Below are 25,385 nucleotides of genomic sequence, written 5' to 3'. Positions count from 1 at the left end.
AGCACGTCGAGCAAGCCGGGGAAATCGCTGCTAACACCTGAACTTCCACAGAAGCCTAAGCATACGGGTCATGCTCCCGCTCTACTCCCCGACCGTTTTCTGACGACGGCCGAGGCTTCTGTGGGTAATCTAGGGTATTCAGTGTGTTAGCGGGTGCAAGATAGCAAAACGCCCCGGCTGTATATGCCAGGGCGTTTTATTTATATGCCCAACGCCCCCTTGAGCAGCATTGGCCCGAACTGCCTCAGCGCGAAGCCGAGCACCGTGCCGCCGAGCAGCCACTTCCACCAGTTGCTGGGCAGCGGCACCGTCACCGAGTTGCCGGTGCCAGCTACGGCCGGCCCCTTCCGGGAACTGGCGGCCTGATTGCCCTCGCCAACGACTACGGGCGCGTCGGCCTTTTTTGCCTCGGTGGCCACTGCTCCAGTGCCGGTGGCCGCAGGGCCGGGCTTGGTTGCCGAGCTGCCCGCGTTATTGTTGCCAATGATGATGGTCGTTGGCCCTTTGAACTTCTGGACGGTTTTCGTTTTACCGGAACCGCCCCCAAATACGCCACCAGTGAGGCGCTGGATGAACGTGGGCTTGGGTAGCGAGTCCGGAAGCCCGGCCAGCGAGTCCACGCGTAGGGAGTCTTGGCGCACCGACAGCACCGACAGCGTCGGCACGTCGGCCGGCCGCGGGCGAGTGGTGGCGCAGCCACTGACTGCGCTAAGCAGGGCAAGTGCTCCTAAAACGCAACCTATACGAATGCTTCTCATGCTTTTCCACCTGGTATGCCCAGGGCTTTAGCAGCCACCAAAAAGCGGTTCATTCGGTCGGCATAGCCGTTGGTGCCGCCATTGATGCGCTTGGTGATGGTGTCGAAGAAGTTAGCGTCGGCCAATTCGTTGAGGCTGCGGCTGTTCCAATACCAGCCCGCGCTCAGGGCGGCATACATGGGCATCTCCAGCAGCGTCGGCTCGGCCACGAAGTCGATGCCGAAGGCGCGGCCCAGTGTGTAGTAGTTGGCCCGGCCAGTGATTTGAATCAAGCCGCGGCCCTTGAAGCGGATGCCATCGCCCTTCTGCGTATTGCCCAGGTCTTTGCGGCCCTCGTAGGCAGCGCCACTGGCGTACTCACGCACGGCATCCAGCCCGCACGACTCGTGGCCGATCTGCGCCAGGAAGTGCGCCACCCGGAGCGGGGTGTTGATTTTGTAACGCTCCAGCGTGGCGTTGATGGGCTTGAGGAACTTGTCGGCCTCAGCCGAGCTGGTGCCCACCAGGGCGGCCATTAATAGTTGCTTGGTTAACTGCATAATTAATTGATTATGGCACCCTCAGTGGGCACCGATGAAGGATTGGGAAACTCTACTATCTCTGGGCTCACCACTTCCGAAGCTGCCTTGGGTGTGGCCTTCAGCTCACCCAAGGCAGCTTCGGGGTCTTCGCTGAATAGGGCCAGGCGCTTAACCAGCTTTTTGGGCACCAACTCGGGTGCGACGGCGGCCAGATTTTCCAGCACGCTCAGGGCTTCGCGGGCCATCATGGCGCAGTAGATGAAGGTGTCGAACCACTGAAACACCACGTTCACCTTGCCCTTGATGGTGAAACTCGTCATCACGTGGGCCAGCACCAGCAGCAGCAGGTAGACCAGGCACTTGATGAAAATGCGGCTGAAGGCGCGGCTGCTCACCTGGTGCTTCTGCCAGCTCCGGAGCACGCCAGTGACGGTATCCACGAAAATCAGCGTGCACAGAAACCCGGCAAACTGCCAGTCAGCAAAGAAGTACTGCCGCACGAGCAGCGCCCAGGGCGAAGCGTCGCGGGCCGTAACCAGCACGAACATGGTGCGCGGCCCGCCAAGGAACAGCAGCACTGGCTGAAGAATGGCCCGCATCACAGCCAGCCGTAAACAGCCCCATCAGAGGCGGTGCGTACCGTGGCGCGGGGTGCGGTGGGCGACTGGTACTGGCGGGAGGCGAAGTACGTGGCGAACCGGGTGGCCGAGGCGTTGGCGTTGAGGTAGGCTTTCAACCGCTCCAGGTACACCATCGCGTCGCCCATTGCCTGCTCCACCTTCAGGCTGAGCAAGCTATCCAGCGACGCATCGGCCTCCTTCTGGTTGGCATCGTCGAGGCGGTACACGTTCAGCTCGATGGCGTCGCCGTTCAGGCCCAGCCCGATTTCGGGCACCGCCTTGCCCACGGTCAGGTGGGCCAGCGCCGGCCGCACGTACTGCTCCAGTACGTGCAGGTTGTCGGCCGACACCGTGCGGGCCGCAACCTCGGCTTTCAGCTCCAGGTAGTACGCCTCGCCCAGCACCGGCTCGATGCTGAAGCGCTCCATTTTCCGGAGCGTGGGCAACATGGCCAGGTACGTGAGGCGGGAGCCGCCGATGTTGTAGTGCTCAGAGAAACCTGCGGCCGTGTTCAGGAAGAACTTGTGAGAGGCGGTGGCCGCAGCCGACGTTGCCCAGGCCGCAAACTCCGGCGCATCGATATGCTCATCGAGCAGCGTCAGCGCTTTTTCCAGCGCATTGTAGCCCTTGGCTTGTAGGTTGGAGCGGAGCTGGTTGATTTGCCACTGGTAGGGCTGCTTCCGGTCGCCGGTGGCGGTAACGGTCACGCCCATGTCAGTAATTTCCAGTTGCCCCATCGGCAGGTAAGCCACCATTGCTAACGTGGCCACGGCTTGGCGCAGCAGCTCCAGCACGTCCTTCTCGGGTCCGGTAAGCTCGGTGCCTGCGGTCAGCTTACCATCCAACTCGTAGTAGTAGGCTGCCCCCACTAGCGGCTTGATGCGGTCCTGTTCCACCAGGCGCATGTCGGGCTGGATGGAGGCCAGCGAAAACGAGTTTTTATTGACGACAACGTACTCACGATAATTCTCAATAGAGCGGATAAGTCCCATAACTATTTGGATTCTTGTTGTTTTGGCTTGCTTTCCGGCATCTCCATCACGAAGGGATTGAGGAAACGCCACACGATGTATTTATCCCCCACTTTCCAGCCGTTGTATTTGGAAATCAGGTTTAGCGGGGCCGTCAGCAGGTCGAGCTGGAATTGGGAGGTGCTGACGAAGTTGTTGAACAGCACCCGTGGCTCGGAACCGCCCCCAGCACCGTCGCCCATGCTCTTGCCGGGTGAGACGCCCATCAAACTTGGCGGCATCGACAGGGCGGTGTAGGTGTGGGTGCTGGCCTCGTTGGAGTCTTCGATGTGCAGGCCGTCCTTGAGTTTGTCGTCGACGGCCGTAATCTTGAATGCCGCCACCTCCTGGTTCGTTTTCTTGTCGACGATGGTAGTGGTCATCACCGTTTTGCCCGCCCCGTTGGTGCCCTGCATCACGTCGTTGAAGGCTTTGATTTCCTCCTCCAGCAGCTGCTTCTTCTCGTCGCGGCTTAGTCCGTCCCAGTCGCCGTATTTCCACTCCCAATAGGCCGAGTGCACCTCAATGATGTACTTGACGCTGAGCTGGTTTTTGAACAGCATCCGCTTGAACTCTGGAATGGCCGCAGCTACATCCAGCCAGCCTGAGCGACGCACAGCGTTCCAAGCCGCCAACTGGTACAGTGCCTTATCCGGGCTTGGGATGCTGAGCGGATAAATAAACTTCCAGCCCTTTGCGGCCCGTAGGTTGCCCACAGCATCGAAGTAGGGGTCGAGCACCGGCACCGTGGTGGCGTTTTCGTCCTTGGAAGTGCCGCCATTGTCCCAGTTGGCGTTAATCACCACGCCAGGCAGCACGCCCTTCTTCACCTTCAAATAGCGGCACCACGCTGCTTCCTGAATGGTTATCAGCTTGACCTTCTGGCGGTTCTTGGAAAGAATAATTTCCGGGAAGGCGTTGGCGAAGGTGTTGATATCGAGCAGCCCTTCGAAGGCATAGCGGTCCAGGCGCGAGTACTCGAAGAACTCGTCGATTTCCGAAATGGACTGCGCCTCGAAAACGGGCCGGCCATCCTTGTCTTTGCCAGTGATGATGCCGTACACCAGGCCCCCGCCATACATCATGCTGGTTTTCTTTTCCAGCACCGCGGGCAGGATGGTGTTGCGCTCGATGTCTTTGATAACCGCCTGCGGAAACAGGTTGTCCTCGCCCCAAGGCGCGATGTCGTCGCTGCCGGTGTCTTTCTTCACCGACGTAGTGGGTGTAGCACCCGGCGCGTCGCCGCCCGTTGGGTTGCCAGCGCCACCAGTAGCCGCCATGCTCAGGCCAGTACGGACGGCAATGCCGCCCGTACCGTTTTCGGTATAGCCTACCGTTAGGTCATTGTTAAATACAACACTCATGATAACACTACTTTTTTACCATTGAAGGCCAGGATTAGCCAGATATGCACTTTGCGCACCTGCGTGCTGCGGCCCTGCACCAGGTTGCGGGTGGCGTTGGCGAAGTGGGCCGGCTGGCGGCTGGACCGCGGCGCGGCCTCGGGCACGTCGGCGGCGGGCACGAGTTTCTTGCGCTGGCCCTGCCGCGGCCGGGAGAGTCGGCAGTGGTGCCACTCCACGATTTTGCCGGCCTTTTTGCGCTTGCGGTCGGCCTGCACGAACCGGAGCGTGAAGCCGGTATCGGCTTCCTCCATTTGCTGTAATGCGTCGGCTAGTCGGATAGAATTCGGAATCATCGAGACGAAATTCGCCGACCCCGAAAGCGGGAAAAAGGACAGAAAACCCACCGCGAAACGGGCCGCAAAACCCCCAATCTCACAGGGTATTGCCCTCACGGTATCAGGAAGGGCGTTTTTGGCCTACCAGAATCCGTTTTAGTCTCAAATTGTCGTTACTCACCCCGACGCGCACTGTCGCGTGTGGAAATTTCCACGAGTCGGCCCAGGGGATATACCCCAGGGGTGTGGACACAAAAAAGCCCGTTCGCAATGCGCAAACAGGCTTTTCACATTATTTCCACTCAGTTCGCTGGCATCTTTTACCTTTCACCTATGACAACTGCACTCGATACAGTGTACACCATCTCAGTATGGTATGATGGGGCACGGGAAGGTGTCACCAGCTTTGCAGGCCAACCTCACTACTATGTGTGCCAACTGGATTATGATATAGATGGGCAACCAACTCCCTACTTGCTTACCCCTATTGATGAAGAGACGTTCCAGCTAGAGATGGAACACTCAGCTATTTATGAACGCTATGCGCTAGCACTCAAAGAAGAGCGTACAACAGAGAACATTTATCTATCCCTGCCAGAAGACCGAGCTAGACAGGAAGAGATTAATCAGTTACTGGAGTTTACAATAACCACGCTACCTAAATCTAACCTGACGGCAACTGGCAAGTTCCACTACGGGCCGACTACCACGGTTATCTGGACTATTCTAGCTGCTGACCATCAGTAGGCCACCGGCCTCGGGAGTCGAGCGGACCACATGCTTATCGATGCTGAGGAAGTGCAGGTCCACGGTGTCGGTGAAGTGGGTGGCCTCCTCTCCTGGTATCGTCTTCTTCCGCTCACTGGTCTTGTCCTTCTCGATCTCCCCCTTGCTGTTCTCTTTCAGCGGGGCCATGCTCATCGCCGTCAGGGTGTTCTTGCAGTTCACCTTGTTGAAGCGGATGAGTAGCTGCCGAGCATCCTGCTCACCCAACAGGTCGATGCCCAGCTTATAGCGGTGGGCATAGCTGGGCACGCGGCCCTGGTTGAAGTGGCGCACGCGCCAGCCCGCCTTCTTCAGCTCCTCGGCAAACGCCTGGTTGTAGGTCAGCTTACTATCGGGCTTCCTAGCGTTACCCCATTCACTATCCTCAATGAAGTGGAACTCCTTGAGCAGATGGTTGGCATAGTAGTCGGTGAACAGCTTGGCCAAGTCCTCAATGAGCTTGGGGTGCTTAACGTGGAAGTCCTTGAGGAACCGGTATTCGCCAGCCTCCTTATGCACCTGCCCCACCAGTAAGCAGCTGATCTTACTGCCCCAGTCCACGGCCCCGCGAATAGGCAGGTGAGCCAAGCAGTCGGCATCGAGCAGACAGCCTGGCTCCCGGAGCTTGGCGATGTTGAAGCCCAGGCCCGCGATGTAATCGTTGGCCATGCACTCCTCAGCATGATGGGATATCTTCAGCCGCGGATAGAAGCCGGCCTCCACCGTGGCCGGCCGCTGATTCAGAATCTCAATCAGGAACACGAAGTCTGATAGCTCCCGGCGCTGCTCCTCCAAGTAGGGTATGCCGATGTTGCCCAGGTTATCGAAGATGTTGGCCTCGCTGTAGAGCAGCCCTTTGGGCGTTTCCTGCTTATCCCGCTTCATGGCCTTGGGGTTCGGGTAGAACCGCAACTGCTTGCTGAGGTCCAGGATTTCCTGGTAGAGCTGCATGCGGGTGCTCATGCTGCGGGTATCCACGAACTCCATCTGGAGCTTGATCATGCTGTTGCGAGTGGCCTCGAAAGCATTGCCATCCCGCTCGTAGTAGAGCGAGTCGTTGAGCAGCCACTTGCCTTGGTCGCCCCAGGGCATCGACGAGAACAGGAACTTGCCGTGGTGCAGGTCGCAGCCCTTCCAGAAGTCCTTGTTGCCCCGGTTGGAGGCAATTACGTCGGTGCCCAGCTTTTCCCGGTCCAGCAGCAGGGCCTCGTCACCGATGTAGCCATCCAGGTTCAGACCCCGCGAACTGGAGCCGTTGCCATCCTGCGTTATCAGGTGAAAACCGGCTCCAGTGTAGAAAATCCAGAAGTGCTTGTAAGTAACCGGGCGCTGGAACGGCTCGGGCCAGTTCCAGTTTTCGGGCGGCTTACGGCCAATGAAATAGTGCACGTCCTTGATGTAGCCGAGCTTTTCCAGCGCGGCAATCGTCGAGGGCAGCGTGCGGGTCAGCATCTGGCCATACGTCGAGCCCACCAGGCCCCAGCAGCTGCGGGGCATCTTCTGGACAATCATGTGGATCAGCCAGGCGATGATGGTGGACTTGCCGGTGGCCCGGCTCCAGAGCGAGACGGCCGAGGCCAGTTTCGAGAGCACAAACCGGAGCTGGGGCCGGTTGAACGACAACGGCTTGATATGGGGCTTATTCATCGTCGTCGTCTCCTTTCCCATCATCCGTGGCCTCCAGCAGCAGCCCACGCATTTGCTCTAGGCCCACGTCGCTCTGCTCAACGGCATCTATCACCTGGGCATAGGTATCGGTGTCAATCTTGTTCAGATTGCCCAAATCGATGCTTTTCGTTTCACCATCCTTGCCCTGCAGCGTGATATTGAGCACGTAGGAGCGGTTGGCCAGCACTTCGGGCGTGAGGGCGTTGCCATCGTCTTTGTCGAGCCCTTTGAGCACGGCCATGTTCTTGATCGAGGCGTTCATAGCCTTCAAATCCGGTGGTTTCGCGCTGGCAGCCAGCTGGAAAACCTTCATGGCAAACTCGTACAGGATGTGGCGGATGCCATCCTTGTAGGAGCGGGTCACGTCGCCGAACAGCCGGATGGCTTCGGTGCACCGACGATAGGCCGTCGCGCGACTGATGTTGAAGCGGCCCTCCAGCAACGGAACGGCCTGCTCCATGCTGTGGTAGTTCACCAGCAGGCCGTGCGCGGCCTCCAGTTGCTCTTTGCGCTTCTTATCGTCGGGCGACAGCAGTTCCTCGGCTCCCTCGTTCAGGTAGGAAGCCTTAATGCGGTCCAGCGCCGTTTCAGTGGCCGGCGAGTAGTTCGGGTTACTCGTAGCGGGCAAGCTCGGCATCGGTCAGTTCCTCCCCATTGCGCGTCACGGTGAAGCGACGCTGGTTATCACGCATAAACTTGATATAGCGGCGCACGTCCACGTCGACGTAGGCTGGGTCCAGCTCCACGACGTGGGCTTCCCGATCCAGCTTCTCGCAGGCAATGAGTACCGAGCCGGAGCCGCTGAAGCCATCGAACACCACGTCGCCGGGCTTACTGGAGCACTCCAACTGGTATTCGAGGATGGGTAGCGGCTTCATGGTCGGGTGCTCGCCATTGCGCTGAGGGCGGTCGAACTGGAGCACCGTGGTTTGCTTGCGGTCGGAGTACCACTTGTGGGCCTCGCCTTCCTTCCAGCCGTACAGAATCGGCTCATGCTGCCAATGGAAGTCCTGGCGGCCCATCACGAACTGTTGCTTCACCCACACCAGGCACTGACTCAGCTTCAGGCCCGCATCCTTCATGGCCAGGCGGAAGTTGGCCCCTTCCGAGTCTGCGTGAAACACGTAGATGGGCGCACCCGGCTTCATGAACGTGTAGCAGTTGGTGTAGTAGTCGTAGAGGAACTCACGGAACGAAGCATCGTCCATGCTGTCGTTCTCAATCTTCAGCGCATCCTTGGTTTTGCCCTGGTAGTTGACGTTGTAGGGCGGGTCGGTGTTCACCAGGTCGATGAGCTTGCCGGCCAGGGCCTTGGCCACTACGTCCGAATCAGTGGACGAGCCGCACACGAGCACGTGCTGCAGGCCACGGGCATCGCTGCTCAGCTCGTACACGTCGCCGAGCACCGATATCGGCTCCTTGGGCGGCGTGGGGTCGAACTCCTGCTCTTCCGAGGGCAGCAAGGGCAACGCCATGTTGGCCAGGTCGGCGAGGCCGGCCAGCATGCTGGCATCACCAATGGCACCCAGGTCGATGTGAGCGAAGTTCTCCTGCAAGCTGGCATAGTCCCACACACCAGCTCCGACGTTGGAAGTGATGTTGTACTCGTCCAGCTCCTCCTTGGTGAGCAGGCGGTTGGGCATCCGCACGTCGATGATTTCATCCCCTCGGCCCAAGTCGAGCAGGATGCTCAGGCGCTGGTGGCCGGCCAGCACCACGTCGTCGGTGTTGATGGCGGGTATTTCGGCCAGGTTGAACTTCTGGATACTGCGCATGAGGCGCGTGCGGCCCTCCTCGGTCAGAATGCGCGGATTGTAGGATAAGGGCACCAGGTCGCGCACTCGGCGCTGCACAGTGGTCCAGGATAGCGGGGCTAACTCTTCGGTAGTCATTGAGGGGATAATTTGGATTCCAGTAAATCGATGTTAGCCAGCACCTGCGCCAACTTTTCGGCGCGGTCCGGGCGGTCTTTTAGCTTGCTGCGCTGGGTGCGCAGCAGCTTCAGTTGATATTGGATGTCGGCGGTGCTGGTAAGCGAGGCCAGCTCTGGAGCCGGCTCGGCTACGGGTGGCGGCGCGGGCAGAGTGCCATATTTCTCGTAGTGGGCCTCGGCCGCATAGCTTTCGTTCAGCAAGTCGCCGATATCGAGGATGCGCAGGGCTGAGGCACTACGCTCGGCATCAGAGGCCAGCTCCAGGCGAGCGTGCAGGTATTCCCGCTCACTGAGCAGCGGGCGGCGGGCCTGGCGTAGCTGGGTGAGCACGTCGGCCGCGGCAGCCGGCACCGGGGCCGGAGGTGGGGTTTGGGGAGGAGGTGGCGCGGTGGCCACGAGCTTGCCCAACTCACGGGCCAGCACCTCCCGGTTGTAGCTGGTGCAACTGCCGGCCAGCAGCCGCTTAATCATGCCGCTGGTGCCATGCTGCTCGTAGAGGGCCACACCTACCTCGTAGGGTTGCTCAGAGGCCAGCCAGTTGGAAATTTCCACATTCATAGAGCAAAGCTGCCCCCACCGATGCCGGCTAAAAAGGACGCAAAAACGCCCCGACCGTAATGGCCGAGGCGTTTTTCTCAGGCAGCTCCTTCGCTCCTACTCCCCCACTGTTGCCTTGGGAGCTGCTGAGGGCTTGCGGCGCACCTTCCGCAGCTTGAAGTAGGACTCTCCACCTGGCTTCGCTACCAACTCGTCGGCCTCGGCCACACTGAGGGTACGGAGGTCGATTGTCTGGTAGTCAAGCGCCCGAACCGCATAGCGGCCCGGAGCTTGTAGTACCTCGTACTTCGCGGCCACTTCGGGGCGCAGCAGTTTTTGCCAATCCTTGTTCACGGCTTAGGCAGCAGCACCAACGATGGAACCATCGAGCTGCTTGATATCACCTTCGTAGAACAGCAAGCCGTTGGCATAGCCCTCTACTTTGAAAGTGAAACCACGACGGCCGCTGTCGAGCGTGCCCGAGTCGTACTCGCCCAGGATTTCCACACCCAAACCTTCCGAGCCCAGCTGGAGCACTTCGCCATCGGGCGTGGTCACCAGGATGATGCACGTCTGGTTTTTGATCTGGCGGTCGAACTCAGCTACTTCCTTGCTGTTGCCAGGGTGGAAGAAGGTGAAGTCGATTTTCTTACCGCGGCCGTCACGCTCACCGACGTTGCCCAGCTTGAGCTGCGCCGTCTTCAGGGTGGTGTAGCACTTGGCGAAGCCCTTACCGTCCGCAAAAGCGTGCGAGCCATCGATAGTTACTGAGTCACCTGGGAGCTTGGTTTTCTTCACGCCCTTGATGGTCGTGAAGTCCTGCTCAGCCGCCACAAAAATGGACTGCTTAAGGCCAGGCGTGTTATCTCTGCCCTGGGGGCCTTTGAGATCAAATAAATCCATAATTCGAATCGGATTGACTTATAAAACCTAAGAATTCAGCCTGCTGACGCGGGCTTACTTTTTGGCTTCAACCTTAGCCAGCAAGCCGGACTCGGCCTTCACCAGCTCGGCCAGCACCTCTTTGTTGCCTTGGAGGTCTTTGGCTTCGATTACCTGGCCTTTGTGCTGGAACTTGGGAGCCAACACCTGGTATTGCACCTTTTCGTGCGTCACGATAACTTTCTCGGGAGCAACGGCTTCGGCATTCGCCAGCTTCTCGTTCAGTTCACCGATAGCCTCACCGGCTTCGGTGTTTTCCTGCTTCAGCTTCGCGTTTTCAGCCTCTAAGCGGGCAATGATTTGTTCTGGGGTCTCTTGGGCCATGATCGTGGCGTATTGACAATGAAAGGATGGGAAAGCACTCAAATGACGTTAGCCAGCACCCTAGTCGGGTGCCGGCGCGTCGGGTTTCACTAGACCAGCTCGCGGTCGTTGGTGAAGACGATTTCGGGGATGATGAAACCGATACCCATGCTAAAGTCGGTGAACAACTTCAGCAAGCGGTCCACGCTCTCCACCTGAACTTTCGTCTGGTTCTGGATGCGCTTGCGCAGCATGATGGCGTTGCCCTTGGGCGTGCACCAGATCTTCTGCGTATCGCGGTGAGAAGGCACACCAGCCACCGTGATGTTGGTGTTGTTGATCTGCAGGCCCAGCGCACCACCGCCAGTGTTCTTGCCGTACTTACGCTCCTGGCCGCGCAGGAAGGCCCGCGCTACCGTTTCCGAAGTACCCAAGGTCATCGGGATGCTCCAGTAGTCCTTGTGGATGCCGTCGGCAAACGCTTCGAACTGCTCCACCAGAGCTTCAGGGTTGGTGATTTCCAACGCGCCGGTGGTGATAGGCGTGATGCGGCCGGCCGTGATGTGGCCGTTAATGGTCTTTTTCAAGCCATCCATCGACGTGCCAGCTGCGCCAGGCGTACCAGTGGTCGGAGCCACATAAGAGCCTTGGAAAATTTCGTTGTACTCGATGTCCTGCTTGATCTGCGGAATCAGGTACACTTCCACGTACCAGCGCACGAAAGGCCACGTCTTACGGTCGATGTCGTCGCCGTCGAGGAAACCCAACCAGCTAGACTCTAACTCGTCTGGATACTCCTGAGCATCCACCTTCATCTTGAACTGGCGGATTTCTACGGGCACGAACTTCACGCTGGCCAGCGGGGTGAACTGCTTCTGGAAGGGCTGCACTACGCGAGTGAACAGCGCCTTGGCAGCCCGCCAGATGGTGTCGTCGGTGTTAACCGGCGTGAACAGGCTCTCGGTCGTCGTGGCCGAACGCAGCAAGGTGTACAAACGGGTCAGGTTCTGGCCCTGGTTGAGGTAGTAAGCACCAAACTGAGCTACTACGTCGGTAATTTCTAAAGCCATTGGATAGGACTAGTAGAGAGTGATAAATGAAAAATTGATAGACTGAGGGTAGCGTAATACTAGCCGAGCATCTTGGCGTGCAGGGCATCCACCAGCGACTGCGGGTCGTTGCCGTCCTCCTCGATGTCAGATTTCTCCTTGGTCGAGCCGGTCGGCAGAGCACCTGGCTGGTCGCCGTACTCGTCGGCTTTGGCTACGGCTTCGTCGCGCTGCTTTACCAATGCCTCAATCGAGTCAACACCGGCTGCCTTCAGGGCTTCGGTGTTGGCTTTGTGCGCGGTGGCAGCAGTGTCGAGGGCATTGAAGTCGGTGGCGCTAATCAGCGCAGCACCCGTAATGCCTTGGGCCTCCAACTCGTCGTTGGCGGCAGATACCAGTGCGGGCGTTAGGGCCGCAGCTGCGAGGCCGGCCAGAGCGGCGACGGCCGGAAACTTGTTCTTTCCGAACATGGTGTTAGAATTTGAATGGTTGGCTTGGGTATTGTCGCCCTGATCCGGGGCGTCATCGGTGCCTTCAGCCAGGGCAAACACCCGCTGCACGGCAAAATCAAAGGGGCCGACCGCAGTGATCAGGCCCATGTCTTTGGCTTCGGAAGCGAAGAACATCCCCCCTTTCAGGGCTTTCTCGCTGGTTTTGGGGTTGAGTCGCTCCCCCAGGGCCGACTTCACATGCTCGTGAAAGTGAGCACGTAGCGGATTGAGCACGTTGGCCTTGTAAGGCTTGTAGTCGCCGGCCAGAGCGGAGAAGAAGTCGGAGTTCTTATCCTCGGAGCCATCGGCGACCATGTCGTGGAACTTCACGCCCAGCTTCTCCAGCGCGGGCTTGATGTCCTGAATAGAGGCCATTACGCCAATCGAGCCGATGCGGCAGGTCTCGTTGTTGAGGATGATTTCGCGGCACGAAACGGCTGCCCATACGGCCGCCGAACCAATCATGCCATCCGAGTACGCGACAACGGGCTTGGTCAGAGCAGCCAGGCCGGCCGCAAACTCTGCCGTGCCATCCACTGCGCCACCACCCGAATCGATATCGAGTAAATGGCCGATAACATTATCGTGGCTGTCAGCGGCCTGCATGGCCCGCAGCAACGAGGCAGTGCCAGGCACGTCGGTGCACAGGCCAATCTGATCCTGCTTCATCATCACGCCCTTCAGCGAGTGCACCGCTACGGCTCCCTCGGTGGCGTCATCGTACTTCTTGGCCTTGGAACGGCCCCCACGAGCGGCAGCAAACACCACACTTTCCTCAACTGGAGCGGCTGGCTCAGGTATAACCGCCAGCCGCTCCCCATTGAGCATAGCCGCAATCTGCGGCAGATAACCTAGCACCGCTTCACTCTGGATAGCCCAGGGCGAGCGAAGGATAGCGGACAAAAGATGATTGACTTGCATCGAATTAGGGTAATTATCGATGCAAAGCTGCCCGCGCTATAAGGCGCGAAAAAGGACACAAAAAAGCCCCAGCCTGGGGAGGTTGGGGGCAATGATTCCAGTGCAAAGCTGGAGCTACCAGCCGTACGTGGAGACGGCCCAGACGAGGAAGCCAAAAACGATGACGAGCAGCACCCAGGCTATCTTGTCAGTGATGCGGCGGATGTCACCAATCGAGTTATTGGTCTTGCGGCGCTTCCGACGTCGCCGATTCAACCCTACCACGCTAAGAAGATTCGTCATAACAACAGCCCTTATATCTACCTTTCGGGTGCAAATCTACGACCTTATTGGAAAGCATTCTATGATTGATGCATTAAATCAACGTTGTCAAAAGCTCACCTAGTGCTACTTTTCTAAATAAGCAATTACACGTTGACCTAGCTTTTGGCCTGGAATCTCAATACAGCGTTCCAATATCCATGCTAAGCCCAGACTAAAGAACAGCACAACAAGAAAGCGTATGCTTAAATTAAGTAGCGCGGAAATATGCCCTGTTGGGGGAAGTGGATCAATTACATGGTACTTATCCATAAAGTAAAGCACGGTGAAATGCCCTAAATAAAGGCTGAAACTGAGCCGGCCAATCAGGTGCGTCACAGGATTTACTAGTAGCCAGAATTGCTTAATGCTTAAGCTCCATGCCAACAAAAGAAACCCTATGGCGAAGAAGAAATGCTTAGGCAGGTAGGGCAAGCCTGTTTCCACCTCGATGCTCGTATCAGTGCTGAAGCTACAGAGTACGACGAAGGCCCCCAGCAGCAAGGTTCGGGCGCTTAGGTATCGCTGTTTGGTAAGAATCAGAAAGTACAGCACAATGCCCGTAGCGAAAACGGGTAGCTGACTAGGGAAGTAGTAGAAGAGAAACTCAACCCACTTCGTCGTGTCAGTAGCCAGCTGCACATGACGCAAAACGTAGGTAATAAACGTGTTAAACAAAAGGGTAAACACCAGAAATTTCACCGCTTGATTCAAATTCCGTACTAACGGAAACAGCCAAGGCAGCATGGCATAGAAGGCAAATTCCACAGCGATACTCCATCCACCAGGCACTAAGTGGTTGATGTAATACGGGCTGAGCCAGTTTAGGAAAAGCAGATTACTGACGTACTCGGCCGGTGAAAAGAGCAGCCCATCGTGCACTGGAACTATCGCACCGTAGTAAAGAATACCCAGGTAGTAGAGCGGGGCAATTCGGAAGAAGCGGCGTAAGAAGAAGTTGATTTTTGGGTTTTTCTCCTCGCCACGCCGGTTGCTCATCGACAGGTAAAGCGTTAGTGCTGAAGCAACGAAGAAGAGCTGTACACCACGTGCACCATTAGCGAGCAGGGCAACCTGTAGCGGGCGCAGAAACTGAACTTGTGCTCCAAACTGCGACACATGCACCAGCATAACGCCTAAGATGGCCAGGCCGCGCAGACTGGTAATATAAGCGTACTTAGGCTTGGTGACAGCCGCAGGAACCTGTGATAACTCTGGTGATACAACAGTATATGTTTCCATGCATATAGATAACAATGAGTTGCAAAGGTAGATATCCCTAATGCAAAAAGCCCCTTCAGGCTGAAGGGGCTTTTTACTTAATACAGCATATGCTGGCACTTAGGCGTTGTAGTGCAGACGGAAATCGGCAAGGCTTGGCAACTGTGCCATACTAGCCGCGCCGTATACAGCCACGTGGGCGAGTTTTCCGGGCTCCGAACCACTCATAAATTGCAACAGGTCGTTGGGGGCGAAGGGCAAATCCTGCGGCAGCGGCTCGTTGGTGGTAATTGGATAGGTAACCCCATTCAGCATAAAGGCTTTCAGGGAACCCGCTTCAATTATCATCACCAAATGATACCAACTGGTACCCCAGCGCACCACGCGCTGATTGGTACCATCTGCGCCACCGGCAATCCGGTAGCCGAAAATGCTGTTTTCCGAAGGCACGGCGAACGGCGACAAGGTAAATCGGCCATTTTTTCCGCCCCAGTTCGGGCTTCCGTACTCGACAATAGAGCCATAGTTGGTGCTGGAATCCGCGCCATCGGTTTTCGTGAAGAACTCCAGCGCAACCGCCTTATAAGGCGAGAGGTCAATGGGCACCGTAATCTTGCTGGCCCCTTCCAAGTCCACGCAATAACTAGCGGCATCAACACTGAAAAACGGCCCCGGCTGCTGCGTCAAGGCCGCGCCGGTAATGGTCATTGCCTGACTGCCTACCTCGGCCGGCTGCGAGTTGCCAGCATCATCCAGCGGCGCGTAATAAATCGGGTTGGATGCTTTTACCGCGCTAGCGTAACGCAGTGATTTCGGGCCGGAAGTACCGCCGCCACCCGTACCGCCGCCACCAGTGCCGACACCAGATTGCAGCACGCCGTTCACATCAATATACATGGCGCCTTCTTCCAGCACCATTGTACCGACAATGCTGCTGTAATTGTAGATGCTGGCGAACTGCCCCACGGCGTACAAGTCACCGGAGCCTACTTGCTCGTTCATGCTGCACCCGAACAGGTTTACCCGGTGCTCCGTGTTGCGCCCCTCCAAGTACAGGCCGTAGCCCGCCCCGTGCTGCGGTGCCCCTAATTGCGTCGTGAAGCCGGTAAAGTTGGCAATACAAGGGTGCTTGGTTTCCCCCAAAAACCAGAAGTGGCCGAAGTTGCCTTCGTTCCAGCCTCCAGTGACAATGACCGAAACGCCTTCCTTCTCGGCGCTGGCATCCAAAATACAGAATGTACCAGTGCTTAAATCGTTCAATATTCCGTTGCCGCCAGCCTCGTTGGCAATGAATGAATTATTGGAGCCACCCGTAATTTTTACCGCCCACTTTTTATTGAGCCGCCAAACGCAATCAGAGAAATTAATCAGGTTGCAGCGGTAGATTTCTCCCACGGTCTGAGAGGGAAATTCCGCCCCGATATAGCAGTTTTCAACCACCATGTTGTCGAAATTTCCTATCAAACAGCCGAAGCCGTAGACCCCGTTCGCCCGGCAGTTGTAAATACCTAAGTCCTGGTGGTTGAAGTGCGCCGTTTTAGTGACGTTCAGCCCGGTATCAGCAATGCCGTTGCCGTTAATGGTGAACGAGCGCAGGTCGCCGGGGAAGTCGAATAGTGTTTCCCCGGAGCGGCCAAACACCACGCCAGACGTGGTGCCTACCAGCTCCGTGTTGCGACGACCGGCGCCGCTCACACTTACCGCCGGATTCCATATAACGTTAGTCACCGGCCATTTGCCCGGTCCTATCAGCACGCCACCACCCACGGCCGTCGAGTTGGCAGCATCGGCCTGTGCTTGATGAATAGCGGCGGTAATTTGCGCTGCACTAGAGTTAGGCGTAACGCCGTAGTCCGTTAATTTTTTGGTAGCCCACTGGCTGTTGCCGGAGCCGGAGCTAGTAGTTTTTCGGGTAGCAGTTAGCGTTGCCATTATGCGTAAGTAAGCGTTAGAATTGCAGAGAAAGGAGCAGAATTAGGGTGCTGTACCCGTACCCCGAAAGGAGTGCCACTAGGTATGGAAGCCGGAAGTGCGCCCCACGACCCATTGATATAGAGCTCGATAGTACCCGCTCCGGAAGAGAAGGCACTGGTAGGCGTAGCCGTGCTAGTGGCCGTGTAGGTTTCCTCGAATTCTGTGGTTGTCTCTCCAGAAGGACCATTTAGGACAATAGTGTCCGACCCGCCACCGCCAGACGTGGTTTGCACCGGGAAATCTATCGGGACCGATTTGGCATTCACCAGCACCACGTCGCCAGGATTGAGCACCGTTTTCGTGTTGAGAAAACTGGCCTGTGCGGAATCGAAGAGTCGCCATCCGCGCCCGCTGCCGCTGCCTTCGCGCACTAAGAGCGAGTTTATTTTGCTGGCTAGGTCCGAGCCTGCCAACGTGAGCTGCGACCCGCCATAGGTCACAATCTGCCCGAATTCAGTTATTTCGTTTGCCATTGTTTAGAGGTCAACGCGGCCCGCCGCAAAGTTTTTCGTGTATTTCTGGCCGTTCAGCGCGAAGCGGAAGGGCTTGCCGGTATAGTAATTTTCATAGGGCACGGAGGCTACCTGCGCATTATTGAGCCACAGTGCCATCGTGGCCGGGCTGTTATCGGAGCCGGTGGCATTGTTGAATTCCAGTGTGGCCCCTTGCTGAGCACCCAGCGTAACGCCCTTCACAGTCTGCCCTGCCGAAATGGTGTTATCGTACACCGTGGGCGCTACCTGACAGGTGATAGCATTCTTGGCGTCCTGAGTAGCCACCGCCAGCGCTTTCGCATTGGCATCCGCTTGGCTTACCGTGCTGGTTTCCGTGCTATTTGTGCGCGTAACATCGGTTCCTGTACCTGGCTTGTCACTGCCGCAACGCGCCGTATAGCTCTGGAGCGTAGCCGTATAAATGATGGGGGTTGGTGGCGTAATGACAACCGAACCAGTGAAGGACACCGGGTTGGTAGCGAATGGCCCGGACGGGCGGCTACCACTGGCGGCCACCCGAAACCCCACCTCGCCAATACCAATCGGACCCGCAAGGCCCTTCAGGTAGATGTACCCGCCCTGCACGTAGGCATTATCCGAGCTGAGCGGCACAATACCCGCCTCGCCTGGAAAACCAAAGCCTTCATATTCCACCAGTGCCGGAAAGCCTGGTACCAGCTTCGCACTGAAAGTGTCGCTCACGTCGTCGACTCGCGCATCATCGGGCTTGCCCGGAATGGTCTGCCCACCCATATTTTTGACGGTTTCTTTCAGGGCCTTTATTTCAGCCAGCAAGTACTCGTCGGTGGCCCGCTGGGTGAGTAGCTCCGGATGGTCATCCGTCTTTTCAAACTTTTGGAAAACAACAACCAGCTTCTTGATGGCGGCATCCACCTCGGCGGGCGTAAGGGCCACCCGGCCCCAATACTGGCCGCTGTTAGCAAAGGTGCCAGGGGCAGAAGTACTGTTACCAATGGCTTGCTTGGCGTAGAACAGCACCTGCTCTTTATCGGTATTCGCGGTGCTCACGATGCGGCCGGCCGGGTACGCACCCGCCTGCCAGGGCTGAATACCTGCCGACTCCCGCGGCGTGGTAGTATCGTTGGCTAGGTTGTACAACACCGGAATCAGGTTGCCCCCAGCAGCCTCCTCGTAGGCATCGGCACTGGCCAAAGCGGAAGGAGAATAGGCCCGCACCCGCACCGATGGCAGGCTCAGGTTGTTGGCATCCGAGCGGTCGATAATCCGGTAGAGCTGAAACTCGGTCAGCGCCAGGCCCGCCACCAGGCCACGCAGCTGCTCGGCACTTACCTCCACTACCGGATCGGGGGCCGTCAGATCGGCGATATCGACCGCAAACTCCTGAAACGAGTCTTCTCTAATTTTCTCGAAGGCATTCGGGGCAAATACCAGCGCGTATTTGTCAATAAACTCCTTTTTGCTAAGGCGCATTGTTATAATTATGAAACACGTAAAGTGATGTGGAAGCCGCTGGTAAGTACCAATTGCTTGCCGGCCGGCACGGTAGCTATCAATTCTCCTTTATAGTTGAGCACCTGCACGAAGCCCGCTGGTGCGCCCGCCACTGGGGCGGCTCCACTAATTGTGGAGCCACCCATAACCGGCATCGCCCCAGCGTAATAGACCGCAGGCCGGGTCAGCTCATTGCTGAATTGAAAGTCCAAGCCAGCGCGGGCTCCTGGGTTGCTGGCCTCACTTCCCGAGCGAAATACCAGAAACGACTCGCGGCTACCCACCAGACGCAGCCGGCCACTATGCTCACGTAGCATCACCAGACAGCGCCGCCCCTCCAGCGCCAGCAGGGCCGCGCCCTCGTCGCCATTCTGGGCGCGAGTGGCCGCCACCTTGGTGGTGTAAGTAGTCACGCCGCGGGTTTGCTTGGGCGTCTCGTCGAACTTGATGGTGTTCTGCGTCACCTTCAGCTCGTACCAGCCCGCACCCGGAGCCAGTGCCAGGTTGCCTGTAATCCGTGAGCCATCCGAAAGCGGGTCAGCTAACAAGGATTCCACCGGCAGGAAGTACAGAGCAGCATAGCCAACCACGCCCCCACTGGAGCCGGCCGGCAGAGATTGCAACTGGTAGGGAGCAGCAGCCAGCCCTACCAGGAAGTCGTCAGAGGATATCGAATCGGGCACGTAGATAGAAGGGACAAAAGTCGATTTTGAAGGGACAATCGGTGGACTAGATTTTCCCTGTTTTTATAAAAAAATTAGGCCGGCAGCGATGCCGGCTGTATGAGTGCTGTAGTAGGTAGCTTGAGCAGTTCTCGCTTCAACACCCGCACGGCCTTGAGCGGGGCATGACGGTTGGCGGACTTGCGATAGGTGTCCTCTTTGGTTTGGCGCTGGTAGCTCTTCTTCACCGCATCGAAGCTCTTGTCGGCCTCGGTGAAATCGTACTTGGCCCGCCACTCGTTGATCGAGTCGTGCAGGCCGCGGCCGTTGTCGACGTGCGTGGCCACCTGGCCGTACATCTCTTTGAGCATGACTTCCTCGACATACTTGCCAAAGAGGTAGATGGTGCCAGTGGTGAAGCTGCGCAGGCCCCACTTCTGCGCCGGGTAGCCCGCGGCGCTAAAGGAGAATTTCTCCTTGTACTCGCTCATGCTGGCCTCCTTGCGCTTGTCCTTGAGCGGACGGCGTAAGAGCAGCAGCAGCATGATACCAAATTGGTCACCTAGCGAGAGGTCATAATCCTCACCCAGGTGCACCAGTAAATACTTTTTAACGTGGGGCCGAACGGGGATAGATAGGATGCTCACAGGCTAGTCTGCTTAAGGTTAACAAACGTAAGCGCGGCCCCAGGTGAGCAAAAGGACTGAATAGCAGGGCGAAACACAGGGGGTGGAAACAGTAAGGGTTGGATCATTAAGCGTGAATCAGATTTGTAAATAATTAATGCAATTAAGGCGGATTATTTACACAAATGTATCAGCAACAATTCCACCAACTTCGCTGAAGGTGAAATATTGTATTCCAAGAAGAAAGCGGGGTACTATGCCACAGCCCGGTTGCAACCATCATTTTGCAACGAAAAAAAAGTAGCGTGTTTTTCAGGGCTGAAGGTGTTAAAACACCGACCTACACGACCTACAGCATCCTACATTTTTAAAAACATCGTTTCTGAATTGGAATCAATGTTTTTTCTGTAGGTCGGTTGTAGGTCGGGAGCAGGTTTCTGTAGGTTTTGTAGGTTGACCGAAAATACCCCGACCTACAGAAACCTACACCGACCTACACGAAACCTACGGCCTGGAATAGATAGAATTGATTGAAAACCTACTTTATATTGAATAGACCTACATTTTACATTATTGTCTCACTGTGTAGGTTTGTAGGTCGGTGTAGGTCGGCTTTTTGAAGGGGGCAGCACAAAAACACAGCTTTATACTGTTTTTGTCTCTTAACGCGCCCGCCCGCCTGCGCCCACCCCCACGCGCCCACTTTGTACTATCCGTAGCAGAATCGGCCGGATGGCCCCTAGTACATGGCACACAAAAAAGGGTAGCGCTGCTGCGCTACCCCTGTGCCCAGGCGTCCCTTCCTGGTTAATCGATCCGGCCGCTACTCCGAATCAAAAATCTGTGTGAAATATTCGCCCTGCGCCGACCTCCAAACCTACTCGGTGTCGGCCTTCGAAATGTCGGCATGTATGCTGCTACTCAGGTCGATACCAAGATCGGCAAAATTAAACCCATAGCAGCTGGTTGGGTTGGTTTTCTGCGGCCCCATGCCGGCAGAACTGCCAGGCATATCGAAGCGCAGGTTCTTCATATCGACGTAGGCTGGGTCATTCTTCAAATAGTAGTCCAGCGTAGTCTTGTCCAGGCCCGGTACGTTGTACTGGTTGCGGTGTTGCTGCATGTACGGTGGATGCACGTTGCCGAGGCGGATGTAGAGGTTGCCTTTGTGGAATTTGTAGTCCACGCCCTCCACCACCAGCGGCATGGGCTTGTGGCTGACCATACCAACGAACACGTCCCAGAAGCGGCGGCTGTCGGTGCTCTGGCTGATTTGCTTGTGCTGGCGCTCGATGATTTCGATGGCCATCAAGTACAGGTCGGAATCGGTGTAAGGGAAGGCCAGCAGCTCGTGCTCCAGCAGATGCAGCGTGGGCGTAAGAATAGCGGCCATATTTTGCAGCATCCGGTCTTCCACCCCTTCGATTTTCTTGTCGGCCAGCAGCTTCTTGATGTTCTTATGCACCACGTTGTAGCTGTCCTTGTACCACTTCACGATATCGGCCCGGTGACTCAATATCTCCAGCGTAACGCTGGTGAGCGGTTTTTCCTGCATGCGCTGTAGCTTCTCGTAACTCTCGTAGTCGCGGCCTTTGGCCAGGAACTCCAACAGGATGCAGCGGGTGAATAGGGCGTTGTCGATGTTGGGCATGTCCTGGCCACTGATCCACACCGACGATTTGGGCTTGGTAACCCGCGTCTGGTTGTCGTTGCTCTTCACGCCGGTGGTGCGGCCGAAGCCGTCGTAAAAGCCCTTCAGCATCCCGACCACCTTCTTATCGATGCTGTTCTTGTACTCGTCAAGCATCACGATGCTGTTGCTGAAATTGGCCAGCGTGCGTACCACCCCGATTACGGTCGATGGGTTTTCCAATGATATCGAGTCCTGGGGCGAACCGAAGGGATGTTTGAAGGAAATACCGAACTGGGTCTTACCCGATTCGCGCTGGCCGAAGGCGTAGAGCATCGGGAAGCTGTTGTTTACCTCGAAAATGTAGTCGCGGAACAGCGAGGCAATGTAGAAGCAGGTGCCGATGGCCCCGTTCATGCCATACACCTTGTGAATCAAATCAGCCCACTGCTTGAATTTCACCGGGCTTTCCTTGTGGGCGAATTTCTTCTCGTTGATGTAGGCGTGGTCGTCGTCGTTGATGCCGCTCCAGAAGGGCAGGAAATAGTTGGAGCCCCCATGCTCTACGATGCCATATTCGTCGGATTTGGTCCACTCGGCATTGAAGATGCCGTTGCTGAAGGCATAGAACTGGCCCCGCTCGTGCCAGCCCAGGGTACTGATTTCAGTGGTCACCTTTTCTTCCCGGAACAGCTTCTTCTTCAGCCGGGTCAGGTCGGTTTCGTTGCCTTCGAATACGAAGTTGCCCACCGATTCCACGTACTTCTTAAATGCGCCCAGGCCTACAAATGCGTCGGTGGGTAGGTCCAGCGTCGTCGAGTAGCCGTACTGGTTCTTCAGCTCCACGATGCGCTTAGGGTTGTCTTTGCTCTTCACCAGGTACAGCACCTTGATGGTGAAGCCGCACACCATCTTGGGCCCTTCTTTGGTGACCGAATAATACGCGTTGTCGTGCTCGTAGAAGCCGTGCAGGAAGTAGTCCTCGGCCGACACGCCCTTGGGCAGGTGACGGGTCAGGTAATCTTCCTCCTCCTTATCCTCGCGCAGCTCACGCAGGGTGATGTTGTAGTGGTTGGCTATTTTGAAAAACTTAGCCGGGCTGCTGCAGATGCTTAGCTCCAGCGCGGTATCGAACGCCTCGTCCACGTCTTTTTTGGAGTAGGTCTGCTCCGGGCGGGCCAGGCGGTGCAGCAGCTCCCGGCCGTGCTCCCGGAACACGGCTAGGGCGTTGGCGGTATTCGTCCAGTCCTCGGCGTTTTTGCCGATCCAGATGCCGCGGCGTTCAAATTCGCCTACAAACTGCTCGGCCTTGAACCAGTGGTCCTTCAGCGCGATAGACCAATCTTCCACGTTGGCCGGCAACACTGGCACCTCCTTGGCTTTCTTGGCTTTCGCTTCGGCCTTGGGCACCGCGGGGGCTACGATATCGGGGCGCACGCCATCCCGGATGGCATCCCCGATATCGTAGCCGTCGTGGCGCTCCGGAAACAGGTCGATAACTACGAAATTCTGCTTGTAGGCTTTGAGCTTGCGCAGGCTGCTGTTGGCGCGGCCTCCCTCGGTCAGAACCGGTTTGCCGTTTCTGACTTCCGGTCGGCCATCTTTCATTTTGGGCTGGAGGCCGTCAGCGTCGGCTAGCCACCAAATGGGGCGGTTGTAGAGGGCCGCAATCTTCTCGTCGGTGATGCCATTGGCCGAGCCGCAGGCCAGCCAGTCCAGGTGCGGGTAGAAGAACGAAGCCAGCACCGCCGATTTCTCGCTTTCTACTACGCAGATAGGCCGCTGAGCATCGTCGTGGCGTAGTAGATGCTCTCCGTAGAAACAGAAGGCGTAGCGGGCCGATTTCTTCTTCTCCTCGTCGGTGCTGGCGAAAGAGTACGGCTGGGTCAGTTTGTCGCGCTTGCCATCCTCGCCGTATTTGAACCACTTCGCGTTTACCAGCTGCTTCTCCCCATCGAGGTGAAGGAACACCGTCCGGTCGCGGTCGGTGGCCACTGCCCACCGCTCCAGGTGTTCGGCCGGAATGGTCAGGGTTCGGGCGTATTTATGCAGGTTGCTGGTGTGGTCCTTGGTCTTGGCCAGCAGCAGCTCTGCCACATCGGTCGCGGGCTTCAGCGTGATGCTCTCCGGCGCGTCGGCCGCAGTGCCGGAGCGGGTGAATAGTTCGCCGCTGGGGCGGTGGTCGTGGCCGCATTTAGCCTGGCGGTCACAGATACCATATTGTTCGTCGAGGCGGTTGCCTTCTTCATCCTGGAAATAACGGAAAACTTTCTTTTCACCGCAGGATGGGCATTGTCCTTTGGGCTTGGGGTGCTTTTCGAGAGAGTAACGGGACATGGGACGCAATAAAAAATGTGTTTCAGAAGCGGCGCATGTAGCGGTGCGCCGGTTTCTGGTGTCAGCAACAGTTGGTCCTGTTTGAGGCCGTTGCCAGATAATAGTTAGAGGTCGAGGCTCAAATTATTGTACTTGTATTCAGTGCCGTATTTGCGGCTCTGGATATGGCTGGGCCGGTCGTAATTGAGGTGGCAGCGCTGGCAGAGGGCTGCCAAATTGTGGAAGCGGTTGTTGGCGCGGTTCCGGTCCAGGTGGGCCACCGTCAGGATTACTTTGGAACCGGTATCCGGATGGGGCTGGCCGTTTTCAGCCGCGCACCACTCGCATTTGTTGCAGGCCCTGCGGAACCTGATCAGGCGGCTGATCAGGCTCCACTTGGGATGGTATTTCTTGTAATTGATCGGCATTAGTATCGCAGATCGGTCCAACTTTCCATATCGAAGTCCTGGTTATTAAAAGTCGGGAGCTTCTTGGTGCATGCGGCCAGCAGCAGCACGATGGCCATTGCTAGGATGCTGGCCCACTGGTTGCGGTTTTCTTTGTTCAGGGCCAACAACTGGCGCTTCTTGTTATCGAGCGTCTCCTGTAGCTCCTTCTGGTCGCGCAGCATCTGTTGCAGTTCAGCGCCCTGAGCGTGTGCCGTATTTAGCTCGATGGTGGCAATCTCCTCGTTCAGGTGCTCGATATCCGCTTCGAGGCCGGCCTGTTTGTTCTGATTCTTGCTCATGCTGCCAGCCCTCCTTTCTCGCTGGTCATGGGTTCCGAGCTGCCAGTCAGCTCCACAATCTTCCGGGCTACCTCGGCACTTCCCCGCGGCCCCAGTTGGTCCATGTGCTGCCGATTCGTTTCCAGGTACTTGATATGCCCCTGAATCACGTCGTTGGTGGTTTTCACTTCCTTGCGAATGACTTCCTCAATCATGCGGCGCTTGGCATTGCTGATTTTGCCCCAGTTCTCACCGAAGTGCAGTGCCACCCGCGCCAGGTCCACGCCGGCAGACTCCTCGACGAGCCGGGCATAAGTGCGGTAGTGGTTGAGCACCTGGTCGAGCAACACCCCGATGCTCAGGCAGGCTTCCATGCCTTCAGCCCCAATGCCGCGGGTGATTTCGCGCTGCACGAAAACGTGGCAAAATTCTTCCAACGTCGAATTGTTGGGAGCTTTGAATGACGGCACCGCAGCAGCAGTTACCGGCTTACTCGTTGATTTATTAGCCATTGTAGCGGAATGGTTAAAGTAAAAAATGAGAAAGAATTAGTTCCAGTAAGGCGAAGTGGGGGCCGGAGCTAAGGCTTCAATGGCCTGCTCGACGGCGGCGAGGTCCACGCGGGCCTCGTCATGCATACACTGCCACGCATCGACAAACCCGCGCTCGAAGGAGTCGAGCTTGACAAGGTTGAGCTGAGCCAGTGAAGATTTTAAATTGCGATGCGCACACGCCAGAGCATACAGCTGCATTTCTGGCGATA

General features: G+C 57.0%; 26 protein-coding genes. 1 reads left to right on the top strand and 25 read right to left on the bottom strand.

Annotated features, from left to right (window positions below):
- Positions 1-200: 200 nt before the first annotated feature.
- The 6 genes from G536_RS0102025 to G536_RS0102000 are packed head-to-tail and all read right to left on the bottom strand — an operon-like array spanning position 201 to position 4,707.
- A complete protein-coding gene (locus G536_RS0102025; RefSeq protein ID WP_157530328.1) occupies positions 201-758 on the bottom strand; it encodes a hypothetical protein in 558 nt (185 codons plus the stop codon).
- Positions 755-1,297, bottom strand: a complete 543-nt coding sequence (locus G536_RS0102020) for a glycoside hydrolase family 19 protein (RefSeq protein ID WP_022821910.1) — start codon at positions 1,295-1,297, stop codon at positions 755-757. Before G536_RS0102020 ends, G536_RS0102025 begins: the two co-directional genes overlap by 4 nt.
- 2 nt (positions 1,298-1,299) lie before the next feature.
- Positions 1,300-1,857 carry a bacteriophage holin gene (locus tag G536_RS30180; RefSeq protein ID WP_169515027.1) on the bottom strand — a complete coding sequence of 186 codons (558 nt, stop codon included), beginning with the start codon at positions 1,855-1,857 and terminating at the stop codon, positions 1,300-1,302.
- Between the two features lie 20 nt (positions 1,858-1,877).
- Positions 1,878-2,891, bottom strand: a complete 1,014-nt coding sequence (locus G536_RS0102010; RefSeq protein ID WP_033369484.1) for a DUF6712 family protein — start codon at positions 2,889-2,891, stop codon at positions 1,878-1,880.
- A 2-nt stretch (positions 2,892-2,893) separates the two neighbouring features.
- The gene (locus tag G536_RS0102005) at positions 2,894-4,273 is read right to left on the bottom strand and encodes a hypothetical protein (protein WP_022821907.1); all 1,380 of its coding nucleotides are present in this window, start codon (positions 4,271-4,273) and stop codon (positions 2,894-2,896) included.
- Positions 4,270-4,707 carry a hypothetical protein gene (locus G536_RS0102000; RefSeq protein WP_157530326.1) on the bottom strand — a complete coding sequence of 146 codons (438 nt, stop codon included), beginning with the start codon at positions 4,705-4,707 and terminating at the stop codon, positions 4,270-4,272. Before G536_RS0102000 ends, G536_RS0102005 begins: the two co-directional genes overlap by 4 nt.
- A gap of 216 nt (positions 4,708-4,923) precedes the next feature.
- On the opposite strand from G536_RS0102000, the gene G536_RS0101995 reads away from it, so the two are divergent.
- Positions 4,924-5,337, top strand: coding sequence for a hypothetical protein (locus tag G536_RS0101995; RefSeq protein WP_157530324.1), 414 nt, complete (start codon positions 4,924-4,926; stop codon positions 5,335-5,337).
- Here G536_RS0101995 and G536_RS30175 read toward each other — a convergent pair.
- The 19 genes from G536_RS30175 to G536_RS0101895 form a co-directional block, all read right to left on the bottom strand.
- The gene (locus G536_RS30175; RefSeq protein WP_022821904.1) at positions 5,317-7,002 is read right to left on the bottom strand and encodes a hypothetical protein; all 1,686 of its coding nucleotides are present in this window, start codon (positions 7,000-7,002) and stop codon (positions 5,317-5,319) included. The two genes, G536_RS0101995 and G536_RS30175, sit on opposite strands and share 21 nt — an antisense overlap.
- Positions 6,995-7,660: a hypothetical protein gene (locus G536_RS0101985; protein WP_022821903.1), complete on the bottom strand. Its 666-nt coding sequence runs from the start codon at positions 7,658-7,660 to the stop codon at positions 6,995-6,997. Before G536_RS0101985 ends, G536_RS30175 begins: the two co-directional genes overlap by 8 nt.
- Positions 7,635-8,915, bottom strand: a complete 1,281-nt coding sequence (locus tag G536_RS0101980; protein WP_022821902.1) for a DNA modification methylase — start codon at positions 8,913-8,915, stop codon at positions 7,635-7,637. The genes G536_RS0101985 and G536_RS0101980 overlap by 26 nt, the downstream gene beginning before the upstream one ends.
- Complete coding sequence (locus G536_RS0101975) at positions 8,912-9,508, bottom strand: hypothetical protein (protein WP_157530320.1); 597 nt, start codon at positions 9,506-9,508, stop codon at positions 8,912-8,914. The genes G536_RS0101980 and G536_RS0101975 overlap by 4 nt, the downstream gene beginning before the upstream one ends.
- 102 nt (positions 9,509-9,610) lie before the next feature.
- Positions 9,611-9,847, bottom strand: a complete 237-nt coding sequence (locus G536_RS0101970; protein WP_022821900.1) for a hypothetical protein — start codon at positions 9,845-9,847, stop codon at positions 9,611-9,613.
- A gap of 3 nt (positions 9,848-9,850) precedes the next feature.
- Positions 9,851-10,396 carry a hypothetical protein gene (locus tag G536_RS0101965; RefSeq protein ID WP_022821899.1) on the bottom strand — a complete coding sequence of 182 codons (546 nt, stop codon included), beginning with the start codon at positions 10,394-10,396 and terminating at the stop codon, positions 9,851-9,853.
- Between the two features lie 54 nt (positions 10,397-10,450).
- Positions 10,451-10,759, bottom strand: a complete 309-nt coding sequence (locus G536_RS0101960; protein ID WP_022821898.1) for a hypothetical protein — start codon at positions 10,757-10,759, stop codon at positions 10,451-10,453.
- Positions 10,760-10,848: 89 nt separating this feature from the next.
- Positions 10,849-11,808: a hypothetical protein gene (locus tag G536_RS0101955; RefSeq protein WP_022821897.1), complete on the bottom strand. Its 960-nt coding sequence runs from the start codon at positions 11,806-11,808 to the stop codon at positions 10,849-10,851.
- Positions 11,809-11,867: 59 nt separating this feature from the next.
- Complete coding sequence (locus tag G536_RS0101950; RefSeq protein ID WP_022821896.1) at positions 11,868-13,181, bottom strand: S49 family peptidase; 1,314 nt, start codon at positions 13,179-13,181, stop codon at positions 11,868-11,870.
- 405 nt (positions 13,182-13,586) lie between these two features.
- The gene (locus G536_RS0101940) at positions 13,587-14,741 is read right to left on the bottom strand and encodes an acyltransferase family protein (protein WP_022821894.1); all 1,155 of its coding nucleotides are present in this window, start codon (positions 14,739-14,741) and stop codon (positions 13,587-13,589) included.
- A gap of 99 nt (positions 14,742-14,840) precedes the next feature.
- Positions 14,841-16,652, bottom strand: coding sequence for a right-handed parallel beta-helix repeat-containing protein (locus G536_RS0101935; RefSeq protein WP_022821893.1), 1,812 nt, complete (start codon positions 16,650-16,652; stop codon positions 14,841-14,843).
- On the bottom strand, positions 16,652-17,167 hold the full coding sequence (locus G536_RS0101930) for a hypothetical protein (protein WP_022821892.1): 516 nt from the start codon (positions 17,165-17,167) through the stop codon (positions 16,652-16,654). The genes G536_RS0101935 and G536_RS0101930 overlap by 1 nt, the downstream gene beginning before the upstream one ends.
- A gap of 3 nt (positions 17,168-17,170) precedes the next feature.
- Entirely contained in the window at positions 17,171-18,640 is a 1,470-nt protein-coding gene (locus G536_RS0101925) for a DUF5977 domain-containing protein (protein ID WP_022821891.1), read from the bottom strand.
- An 8-nt stretch (positions 18,641-18,648) separates the two neighbouring features.
- Positions 18,649-19,344, bottom strand: a complete 696-nt coding sequence (locus G536_RS0101920; protein ID WP_022821890.1) for a hypothetical protein — start codon at positions 19,342-19,344, stop codon at positions 18,649-18,651.
- Positions 19,345-19,418: 74 nt separating this feature from the next.
- Positions 19,419-19,970, bottom strand: coding sequence for a hypothetical protein (locus G536_RS0101915; RefSeq protein WP_157530318.1), 552 nt, complete (start codon positions 19,968-19,970; stop codon positions 19,419-19,421).
- Positions 19,971-20,826: 856 nt separating this feature from the next.
- Positions 20,827-23,916 carry a DUF6371 domain-containing protein gene (locus tag G536_RS30170; protein WP_022821888.1) on the bottom strand — a complete coding sequence of 1,030 codons (3,090 nt, stop codon included), beginning with the start codon at positions 23,914-23,916 and terminating at the stop codon, positions 20,827-20,829.
- Between the two features lie 104 nt (positions 23,917-24,020).
- Complete coding sequence (locus G536_RS25805; RefSeq protein WP_022821887.1) at positions 24,021-24,323, bottom strand: hypothetical protein; 303 nt, start codon at positions 24,321-24,323, stop codon at positions 24,021-24,023.
- Positions 24,323-24,643: a hypothetical protein gene (locus G536_RS0101900; RefSeq protein WP_022821886.1), complete on the bottom strand. Its 321-nt coding sequence runs from the start codon at positions 24,641-24,643 to the stop codon at positions 24,323-24,325. The genes G536_RS25805 and G536_RS0101900 overlap by 1 nt, the downstream gene beginning before the upstream one ends.
- The gene (locus G536_RS0101895) at positions 24,640-25,134 is read right to left on the bottom strand and encodes a hypothetical protein (RefSeq protein ID WP_022821885.1); all 495 of its coding nucleotides are present in this window, start codon (positions 25,132-25,134) and stop codon (positions 24,640-24,642) included. The genes G536_RS0101900 and G536_RS0101895 overlap by 4 nt, the downstream gene beginning before the upstream one ends.
- Between the last annotated feature and the right edge of the window lie 251 nt (positions 25,135-25,385).

This window comes from Hymenobacter norwichensis DSM 15439, assembly GCF_000420705.1.
GTDB classification, from domain to species: domain Bacteria; phylum Bacteroidota; class Bacteroidia; order Cytophagales; family Hymenobacteraceae; genus Hymenobacter; species Hymenobacter norwichensis.
The sequence above is the reverse complement of the archived record's forward strand: the minus strand, read 5'-3'. Positions and strand labels throughout refer to the sequence as shown.